The organism is Streptomyces viridosporus (assembly GCF_002078235.1).
Classification (GTDB): domain Bacteria; phylum Actinomycetota; class Actinomycetes; order Streptomycetales; family Streptomycetaceae; genus Streptomyces; species Streptomyces viridosporus.
Genome location: NZ_MSGP01000018.1, coordinates 1 through 9,454 on the forward strand (window position 1 = coordinate 1; position 9,454 = coordinate 9,454).

General features: G+C 71.0%; 7 protein-coding genes, 1 tRNA gene and 1 pseudogene. 2 read left to right on the plus strand and 7 right to left on the minus strand.

Features of this window, described 5'->3' with window-relative positions; genetic code table 11:
* From B7L92_RS41840 to B7L92_RS01490, 3 genes and pseudogenes are all read right to left on the minus strand, one after another.
* A pseudogene (locus tag B7L92_RS41840) lies at nt 1-228 on the minus strand (hypothetical protein); the annotation flags it as partial.
* A gap of 12 nt (nt 229-240) precedes the next feature.
* Entirely contained in the window at nt 241-1,254 is a 1,014-nt protein-coding gene (locus B7L92_RS01485; protein ID WP_081235687.1) for a carbohydrate ABC transporter permease, read from the minus strand.
* Between the two features lie 5 nt (nt 1,255-1,259).
* Nucleotides 1,260-2,615: an ABC transporter substrate-binding protein gene (locus B7L92_RS01490; RefSeq protein WP_081235688.1), complete on the minus strand. Its 1,356-nt coding sequence runs from the start codon at nt 2,613-2,615 to the stop codon at nt 1,260-1,262.
* A gap of 343 nt (nt 2,616-2,958) precedes the next feature.
* Between B7L92_RS01490 and B7L92_RS01495 the strand changes: the two genes are divergently transcribed.
* Nucleotides 2,959-4,014: a LacI family DNA-binding transcriptional regulator gene (locus B7L92_RS01495; protein ID WP_004987714.1), complete on the plus strand. Its 1,056-nt coding sequence runs from the start codon at nt 2,959-2,961 to the stop codon at nt 4,012-4,014.
* Between the two features lie 130 nt (nt 4,015-4,144).
* Here the strand turns inward: B7L92_RS01495 and B7L92_RS01500 are convergent.
* From B7L92_RS01500 to B7L92_RS01510, 3 genes are all read right to left on the minus strand, one after another.
* A tRNA-His gene (locus B7L92_RS01500) sits at nt 4,145-4,217 on the minus strand.
* A gap of 118 nt (nt 4,218-4,335) precedes the next feature.
* Nucleotides 4,336-4,938 (minus strand): oligoribonuclease, encoded by a 603-nt coding sequence (gene orn, locus B7L92_RS01505; protein ID WP_081235689.1) that lies wholly within the window; start codon nt 4,936-4,938, stop codon nt 4,336-4,338.
* Between the two features lie 192 nt (nt 4,939-5,130).
* Nucleotides 5,131-6,417 carry a GlxA family transcriptional regulator gene (locus tag B7L92_RS01510; RefSeq protein WP_081235690.1) on the minus strand — a complete coding sequence of 429 codons (1,287 nt, stop codon included), beginning with the start codon at nt 6,415-6,417 and terminating at the stop codon, nt 5,131-5,133.
* 776 nt (nt 6,418-7,193) lie between these two features.
* Between B7L92_RS01510 and B7L92_RS01515 the strand changes: the two genes are divergently transcribed.
* On the plus strand, nt 7,194-7,721 hold the full coding sequence (locus tag B7L92_RS01515) for a universal stress protein (RefSeq protein ID WP_004987720.1): 528 nt from the start codon (nt 7,194-7,196) through the stop codon (nt 7,719-7,721).
* Between the two features lie 127 nt (nt 7,722-7,848).
* Here the strand turns inward: B7L92_RS01515 and glmS are convergent.
* A partial coding sequence (gene glmS / locus B7L92_RS01520) for a glutamine--fructose-6-phosphate transaminase (isomerizing) (protein WP_081235691.1) occupies nt 7,849-9,454 on the minus strand: 1,606 nt, incomplete at its 5' end.

Consider the following 9,454-nt stretch of genomic DNA (forward strand, 5'->3'; position numbering starts at 1 on the left):
CAAGCGCTCGCGCCTGCCGAAGTCGGCACGGGCCGGCGGAACGCTGCACGGCGGTCCGATCGCGTACGCGATCCTGATCGTGTTCACCCTCGTGTCGCTGTTCCCGCTGGTGTGGACCGCGATCGGACCGCCGTGCAGCGTTCCGCCGGCCCGTGCCGACTTCGGCAGGCGCGAGCGCTTGGACTCCTTGGCGGGCGGGGTCTCGGGGGGCGTCACAGTCGTCGTCACGGCCACAACTCCTTAACTGCTGGCGCGCAGCCGGCGCGAGATGACGTGGTTGATGATGCCGATGACGATCAGGATCAGGAACATCGTCCAGGCGATCGCCGAGGCACGGCCCAGGTGCTGGTTCACCCAGCCCTGCTCGTACAGGTACAGGCCGAGGGTCTGGAACTGGTGCTCCGCGCCGCCGGACGCGCCCTTGTTGGCGTCGAACAGCAGCGGCTCGCCGAAGACCTGGCTCGCCCCGATCGTGGAGACCACCACGGTGAACAGGATCGTCGGGCGCAGCGAGGGCAGCGTCACGTGGAGGAACTGCTGCCAGCGGCTGGCACCGTCCAGCGCCGCCGACTCGTACAGGTCCTGCGGGATCGCCTGCATCGCGGCCAGGTAGATCAGCGCGTTGTAGCCGGTCCAGCGCCAGATGATGATCGTCGAGACGGCGAACTGCGAGGGCCACTTGTCGCCCTGCCAGTCGACCGGGTCGATCCCGACGAAGTCCAGCGCCCAGTTGATCATGCCGTAGTCGCGCCCGAAGAGCAGCACGAACACCAGGGAGGCGGCGGCGATCGAGGTGGCGTACGGCGCGAGCATCGCGACCCGGTAGAAGGTCGAGGCGCGCAGCTTGTAGTTGAGGATGTGGGCGATGCCCATGGCCATCAGCAGCTGCGGAACGGTCGAGATGATGCCGATGGTCAGGGTGTTCTGCGCCGCGTTCCAGAAGAAGTCGTCGTCGAAGATCCGGGTGTAGTTGCGCAGCCCCACCCAGTTCATGTCGGTCGGGGCGGTCAGTTCCACCTGGTGCAGCGAGGCCCAGCCGGTGTAGATCAGCGGGAACAGGCCGAAGGCGAGGAACAGCAGGAAGAAGGGCGAGACGAACGCGTACGGGCTCCAGCGCACGTCGCGCTGCCAGCGCCGGGACAGCTTGGCCCGGCGTCGTTGTTCCTTGTCCGCGGGCAGGGGGCCCTCGGGCGGACGGCCCGGGGCCGCGCCCCCCTCGACGGGGGACGCGGCGGTGTCGGAGCGGGTGGCCATGCGGGTCACTTGTCCAGGTTGTTGTCGATGGTCTTGGTGGCCGTCTCCCAGGCCTCCTCCGGGGACTTGCCCTTGGTCACCAGGATGACGCCGTTGTCCGTCAGGCCCTGCTGGATGATCTGGTCCTTCGGGCCGATCGGCTGGACGGGGATCTGCTGGGCGGCCTCGGAGAAGATCTCACCGATCGGGGAGTCCCCGGTCATGTCGTTCTTCGCGCCGGTCACCTCGGGGCTGCCGAAGGCGGCCTGGGCGCTCGGGAAGCTGCCCTGCACCTTGAACAGCTTCGCCTGCTGCTCGGGCGCGGTCAGCCAGGCGACCAGCTTCTTGGCCTCCTCGACGTTCTTGCCGCTCTTGGGCACGGTCAGGAAGGAGCCGCCCCAGTTGCCGGACCTGGGCGCCACGGCCACGTCCCACTTGCCGGCGGCGTCCGGCTGCGACTTGCCCTTGATGTAGCCGAGCATCCACGGCGGGCAGGCCATCGCGGCGAACTTGTTGTTGGCGATCGTCTGGTCCCAGGCCGGCTGGAACTGCGTCTGCGCGCCGACCAGGCCCTTCTCGGCGGCCTCCGCGGTCAGGTCGAAGGCCTTCTTGACGGCCGGGTTGCTCTTGTAGGTCACCTCGCCGGAGGAGTTGTAGAACCTCTCCTCCTCACTGCTCAGGATGGCGTTGATCAGACCGCCGGGGGAGTCCAGGAAGGTGGTGCCCTTGGGGCCGTTCTTCTTGTACTGCTCACCGGCCTCGACGAACTTGCCCCAGTCGCCGGCCCACAGCTCGGCGACCTTCGCGCGGTCGGTGGGCAGCCCCGCCTTCTCGAACATGTCCTTGCGGTAGCAGATCGCCATCGGGCCGATGTCGGTGCCCAGGCCGATGGTCTGGCCGTCCTTGGTGGTGCCCTGCTGCCACTTCCAGCCCAGCCAGTTGTCCTTCTTCACGCCCGGGGCCTTGGAGAGGTCCTCGAGCTTGCCGGCCTGGGTGGCGACGATCTCGGCGATGTTGCCGACCTCGACGGCCTGGACGTCCTGCAGGCCGCTGTTGGTGGTCAGGTGGTTGAGGAGGGCGGGGTAGTAGTTCTCGTTCCGCTCGACGACGTTCTCAGCGATCTTGATGCCGGGGTTCAGCTTCTCGTACTCGGCGTAAAGGCCGGCCTCCTTGAAGCCGAAGGTGCCGAACAGGCCCAGCGTGACCGTCGTCTTTCCCTCACCGCCCGACGAGGAGTCGGAGTCGTCTCCGCCGTCGTCGGCGCAGCCGGCCAGCAGCCCGGTGCCCAGCGACACCACGGCCGCGACGGCCAGTGCCTTGCGGACGATGGGCTTCCCCCCGCCCGAGCGCTGCCGAGAGAGGGGGAGGGTACGTGCTCGCATTGCGTCCTCCTGTTGCCCTGACGTGCCGACCCCCCGGCCAACGGCTCTGTTGGGCCCGTGACTTGCTCGCTGCGGCTCGGGCGGGGAACGTGCGGGTTGTGTATGTGTCAGGTACTGTGGGAGCGCTCCCACAAGTGATGTGTTGAAGAGTCCCGGGTCCGGGCGGGGGTGTCAAGGGAGCAGACACGGCAAAGTGCGTTCAGTTATCGGGCTGTTAACTGGACGCCCCCGGGTCGCCCCCGGAAGCCCGGGGTCCGCGTGCCGTCCTCCCGGCGGCGGTCACGACCACCCACGAGGCTGTTAGATTCCAGGCCAGCGTGACACACGAGGGAAGGCGGGGCCGATGGCGAGCCACGGAGTGCGGGGCCGGAGCGGAGGCCGGCCCACCCTTGAAGAGGTGGCGGCGCGCGCCGGCGTGGGCCGCGGCACGGTCTCCCGGGTGATCAACGGCTCACCCCGGGTGAGCGACGCCACCCGGGCCGCCGTGGAGGCCGCGGTCGCGGAGCTCGGCTACGTCCCGAACACCGCCGCCCGGGCCCTGGCCGCCAACCGCACGGACGCCATCGCCCTGGTCGTCCCCGAGCCGGAGACCCGGTTCTTTGCCGAGCCGTACTTCTCGGACATGCTCCGGGGCGTCGGGGCCGCGCTGTCCGACACCGAGATGCAGCTGCTGCTGATCTTCGCGGGCAGCGACCGGGAGCGGCAGCGGCTCGCCCAGTACCTGGCCGCCCACCGCGTGGACGGGGTGCTGCTGGTCTCGGTGCACGCCGACGACCCGCTGCCCGACATGCTGTCCCAGCTGGAGATCCCGGCGGTGATCAGCGGTCCCCGGTCGGCCGCGGAGACGCTCACCTCGGTGGACTCGGACAACTACGGCGGAGCCCGCCAGGCCGTCGAGCACCTGATCGGCCGGGGTCGCCGCACCATCGCCCACATCACCGGCCGCCTCGACGTGTACGGCGCCCAGCGGCGCGTCGACGGCTACCGGGACGCCCTGCGGGAGGCGGGCCACGAGGTGGACGAGCTGCTGATCGAGCCCGGTGACTTCTCCGAGGGCGAGGGCCGGCGCGCGATGGAGGCCCTGCTGGAGCGCCGCCCCGACCTGGACGCGGTCTTCGCCGCCTCGGACGTCACTGCGGCCGGTGCCCGTCACGCCCTGCGCGAGGCGGGCCGCCGCATCCCGGACGACGTGGCCCTGGTCGGGTACGACGACTCCGCCATCGCCCGGCACATGGACCCGCCGCTGACCAGTGTGCGCCAGCCCATAGAGGAGATGGGCCGCAGGATGATCGACCTGCTGCTCGCCGAGGTCGCCGACCGCCGCCCGCCCGCCTCCCGGGAACTGGGCCGGAGCCAGGTGGTGCTGGCCACGGAACTGGTGGAGCGGGCCTCGTCCTGAGGTCCCGAGATCCCGTGGCCCGAGATCCCGGGGCTCCGACGGGCCCCGGAGCCCCGTTCGGATCCGTCGGGCGGGCCGGAAACGTAATCAGCCGGTGACCTCGTGTCGAGGTCACCGGCTGAACGGTGAGGGTGAGTGACGGGACTCGAACCCGCGACATCCTGGACCACAACCAGGTGCTCTACCATCTGAGCTACACCCACCACGGCCCGGTCGATCGGGATGAGTTCCTTCCCCGACCGGCCGAGAAAAAGTGTACAGGGTCCGAAGGGGTGCTCGCGCACGGCTTCGCACGGCGCCCCCGATCTCCCCCCGATCCGCCTACCGGGCAGGCGTGACGTGCTTCGCGGCGATCTTCTTCGCGGTGTCGGAGTCGGGCCCCGGCTGCGGGACGAAGACGGCCTCCCGGTAGTAGCGCAGCTCCGCGATGGACTCGCGGATGTCGGCGAGGGCGCGGTGGTTGCCGTTCTTCTCGGGACTGTTGAAGTACGCCTTCGGGTACCAGCGGCGGGCCAGCTCCTTGATGCTGGACACGTCCACGATGCGGTAGTGCAGGTAGTCCTCCAGCGTCGGCATGTCCCGCAGCAGGAAGCCGCGGTCCGTGCCGACGGAGTTGCCGCACAGGGGAGCCTTGCCGGGCTCCTTGACGTGCTCCCGCACATAGGCGAGGACCTGCTGCTCGGCGTCCTCGAGCGTCGTGCCGTCCGGCAGCTCGGCGAGCAGCCCGGACGCGGTGTGCATCTGACGCACCACCTCGGGCATCGTCTCCAGGGCCCGCTCCGGCGGGCGGATGACGATGTCCACGCCCTCACCGAGGACGTTCAGCTCGGAGTCGGTGACGAGGGCGGCCACCTCGATGAGCGCGTCGTCCGACAGCGAGAGGCCGGTCATCTCGCAGTCGATCCACACCATGCGATCGTTCATGTGTCTCACCTTACGGCGCACCGGGGCGGATCGAACCGGGTGGTGAGGCGCCCGGCGGCGGTGGTGCCCGGGCACGGCGGGAGCGGCTTCGCGGGCCGGTGGGCGCGAGCGGTCCGCGCGGTGTCCCGCGGACGGACGGGACCGGAGGCCGGTGCCTCCGGCCCCGTCCGGTGTGCGCCGGTGCCGTCTACGTCACGGCGCGCTGCGCTGTCCCGGGACGCCGGCCCGCGTCGGGACGTAGGCCTCGCGGCCGGAGTCCGCCGGGGAGGCCGAGGCCGTCAGGGACGGGCCCAGGGAGCTCGCCGCCGCGGCGCGGCGGGACTGGTGCGGCAGGGGCGGCTCCGGGTGCAGGGCGGCGGCCTGCACCGGATGACCGGGCAGTCCCGGATGCCCCTGCTGGCCGGGCGGGACGCCTCCCGGGGTGTTCGCGGTGCCGTCGGTGTCCTGGTTCCGGTCGGACTGCGGGCGCCGCGCGCGGTACGCGGCCCGGTAGGCGGCCGGGGACGAGCCGAGCTGGCGCCGGAAGTGGCCGCGCAGGGCGACCGGCGAGCGGAAGCCGCAGCGGCCGGCGACCTCGTCCACCGAGTAGTCCGACGTCTCCAGCAGACGCTGCGCCTGCAGCACCCGCTGGGTGATCAGCCACTGCAGCGGCGCGCTGCCGGTCAGCGAGCGGAACCGGCGGTCGAACGTACGGCGGCTCATGTACGCGCGGGCCGCCAGCGTCTCCACGTCGAACTGCTCGTGGAGGTGCTCCAGCGCCCAGGCGACGACCTCGGCGAGCGGGTCGGCGCCGATCTCCTCCGGTAAAGACCGGTCGAGGTAGCGCTCCTGGCCGCCGCTGCGGCGCGGTGGGACGACCAGGCGCCGGGCGAGTGCCCCGGCCGCCTCGTGGCCGTGGTCCGTGCGCACGATGTGCAGGCACAGATCGATTCCGGCCGCCGTGCCCGCGGAGGTCAGCACGTCACCGTCGTCCACGAAGAGCTCCCGTGGATCGACGTGCACCGACGGATAGCGCTTGGCCAGCGTCGGCGCGTACATCCAGTGGGTGGTCGCGGGCCGGCCGTCCAGCAGGCCCGCCGCCGCGAGGACGAAGGCGCCGGTGCACAGCCCGACGATGCGGGCACCCTCCTCGTGGGCCCGGCGCAGCGCGTCGAGCGCCTCCTGGGGCGGTGGTGAGGTGATCGAGCGCCAGGCCGGCACCACGACGGTGCCCGCCCTCGCTATCGCCTCCAGCCCGTGTGGTGCGGTGAGTTCCAGGCCCCCCGTGGTCCGCAGCGGGCCTTCTTCGCCGCCGCACACCAGCAGGCGGTAGCGCGGCACGCCGGCGTCCTGGCGGTCAACCCCGAACACCGACAGCGGTATGGAACTCTCGAAAATGGGGCCGCCGCTGAACAGCAGCACCGCGACGATCTCCTTGCGGCGTCGCCCGGCGAGTTTCCGGGCCGCGATGTCCGGCGCGGCAGTGGAGTCGTGGCTCATCCTGCTAAGCCCCCCTCGGTGGTCGCGGCTCCTCGGTTGTGTCGCTCCTGCACGTTTCCCCTCGGTCCTGCACGAGTCCCCCGCCGTAAGACAGTCAAGATCGAATCTACTGCGTCCCGCCGTGCCCCGGTGGCCAGTTCGGCATCCGGCACATTGTCGACTTGGCAACTTGGCGTGAAGCATTCGATCACGAAGCGTTGCACTCCCGGGCCGTGCAGGGAAGTGCGCCTCGTCGCAGTGGCCAATCCCCATAGGGTGCACGGGACCCCTGCGACCCTTTCCGTGCAGGTCGAACGGGGGTTGGGGGGTGGTTACGGCAGGGGATGCACGAGAGGCAGAAGTTGGCTGAAAAGATACGGGAGCGTGCACGGAAACCGGTCAGCCGACCGGTGCGCCCCCGCTCCGTCCGGTGGCACCCGGTGCCGCCGGGGAAGGGGGCCGGGCCCGGACGCGGTCCGCTTCCCCGCGGTGCGGGGCACGGTCCGCCGCGCGGCCGGCCCGCCGGAGCCCGGGCGTCCGGGGCGGGCGGCCCGCGGCGCCCCACTCTCGCGGCCGGGCGGGCGCCGCGCAAACCGCCTGTACGGCGCAGCAACCATTGCGTTACGGGCGTCTCCTCGTGCATGCTCCGGGGGGCCCGTCGGCCGATGCGCGCGGGATCTGGGCTCAGGAGGCGTGCCGCCGTACCCTTGGGGGTATGGGGTTGGGAAGATGATTCCCGGACACAGCTCCGCCGCACACTGTCGTCCCCATCAAAGGATCACCACTCCGAGACAGCCATGGCCGGTCACGAATTCTTCGAACCCGCGGACCGCAAGCGGCCGGTCGCCGATCCCACGGCGGCCGATCCCAGGGCGGCGGAGGAGTCGCGCCACGCGTGCGATCCCGCGTTCCGGCACGGTGTGGTCGTCGGCTTCGACGGCTCGACCTCCAGCGAGCGGGCCCTCGCCTACGCGATCGGCATGGCGCAGCGGCTCGGCTCGGGCCTGATCATCGTCCATGTCGCCAACCGGTTGCCCACCACGGTGTGGGCGGGCTGCGAGCCCCCGGTCTTCGTGGACGTCCCGGACCACCGCACCGAGGTCCTCGGTCTCGAACTGGCCTGTGCGGACCACCTCACCGAGGTGCCCTGGATCCTGGTCGAGCGCGGGGGCGACATCTGCCACGAACTCGAGGAAGTGGGCCGGGAGTACGAGGCCGACGCGATCGTGGTCGGCTCCACCCACGGCATCGCGGGCCGGATCTTCGGCTCGGTGGCCGGCCGGCTCGCCAAGCGGGCGAAGCGGCCGGTGGTCGTCGTCCCGTGAGTCGTCGACGGACCCCCGCGTGCGGGAGAGCGCCGCGCGGGGGTCCGTTCCGTCGTTCTGCCCCTGTGGGCACAGGGCCCTGTGGGCACGGGGGGTGTTCGCGCGGTTTCCCGCGCCCCCCGGGGTGCTACTCCACCGTCACCGACTTGGCGAGGTTGCGCGGCTTGTCGATGTCCCGGCCCAGGGCCAGCGCCGTGTGGTAGGCGAGGAGTTGGAGCGGGATGCCCATGAGGATCGGGTCCAGCTCGTTCTCGTTCTTCGGGACGACGACGGTGTGGTCGGCCTTCTCCTGCTCCCGGTGGGCCACGGCGACGATCCGGCCGCTGCGGGCCTTGATCTCCTCCAGCGCGGCGCGGTTCTTCTCCAGCAGGTCGTCGTCGGGCACGATCGCGACCGTGGGCAGCGCGGGCTCGATCAGGGCCAGCGGGCCGTGCTTGAGCTCGGAGGCCGGGTAGGCCTCGGCGTGGATGTAGGAGACCTCCTTGAGCTTCAGGGAGGCCTCGCGGGCCACCGGGTAGCCCCGCACGCGGCCGATGAAGAGCATCGAGCGGGCCTCGGCGTACTGCAGGGCCAGCTTCTTGACGTCCTCCTCCTGCTCCAGGATCTCGGCGATCTGCCCCGGCAGCCGGCGCAGCCCCTCGATGATCCGCTTGCCGTCGCTCACGGACAGGTCGCGGGTGCGGCCCAGGTGCAGGGCGAGCAGGGCGAAGGCGACCGTGGTGTTGGTGAAGCACTTGGTGGACACCACGCACACCTCGGGACCGGCGTGCACGTAGATGCCGCCGTCCGCCTCGCGGGCGATCGCGGAGCCGACGACGTTCACCACGCCCAGCACCCGCGCGCCCTTGCGCTTCAGCTCCTGCACGGCCGCCAGCACGTCGTAGGTCTCACCGGACTGGGAGACCGCGACGTACAGGGTGTCGGGGTCGACGACCGCGTTGCGGTAGCGGAACTCGGAGGCCGGCTCGGCGTCGGCGGGGATGCGGGCCAGCTCCTCGATCATCTGCGCGCCGATCATGCCGGCGTGGTACGAGGTGCCGCAGCCGAGGATCTTCACGCGGCGGATCCGGCGCGCCTCGCGGGCGTCCAGGTTCAGGCCGCCCAGGCGCACGGTGGAGAAGCGGTCGTCGATCCGGCCGCGCAGCACGCGGTCCACGGCCTCGGCCTGCTCGTGGATCTCCTTGTGCATGTAGGTGTCGTGGCCACCCATGTCGTAGGAGGCCGCCTCCCACTCCACGGTGGTCGGCTCGGTGGTGGTCCGGGTGCCCTCGGTGGTGTACGTGCGGAAGTCGTCGGCCTTGAGGGTGGCCATCTCGCCGTCGTCGAGGGTGACGATCTGCCGGGTGTGGGCGACCAGGGCGGCTATGTCGGAGGCGACGAACATCTCCTTCTCGCCGATGCCGAGCACGACGGGCGAGCCGTTGCGGGCCACCACGATGCGGTCCGGGAAGTCGGCGTGCAGCACGGCGATGCCGTAGGTGCCCTCGATGAGGCGCACGGTCTCGCGGACCTTGTCCTCCAGCTTCTCGGCCCCCGAGCGGGCGATCAGGTGGGTGAGGACCTCGGTGTCCGTCTCGGAGAGGAACTCGACCCCGTCCGCCTCCAGCTTGCGGCGCAGGTCGGAGGCGTTGTCGATGATGCCGTTGTGGACGACGGCGACCTTGCCCTCGGCGTCCAGGTGCGGGTGGGCGTTCACGTCGGACGGGGCGCCGTGGGTGGCCCAGCGGGTGTGG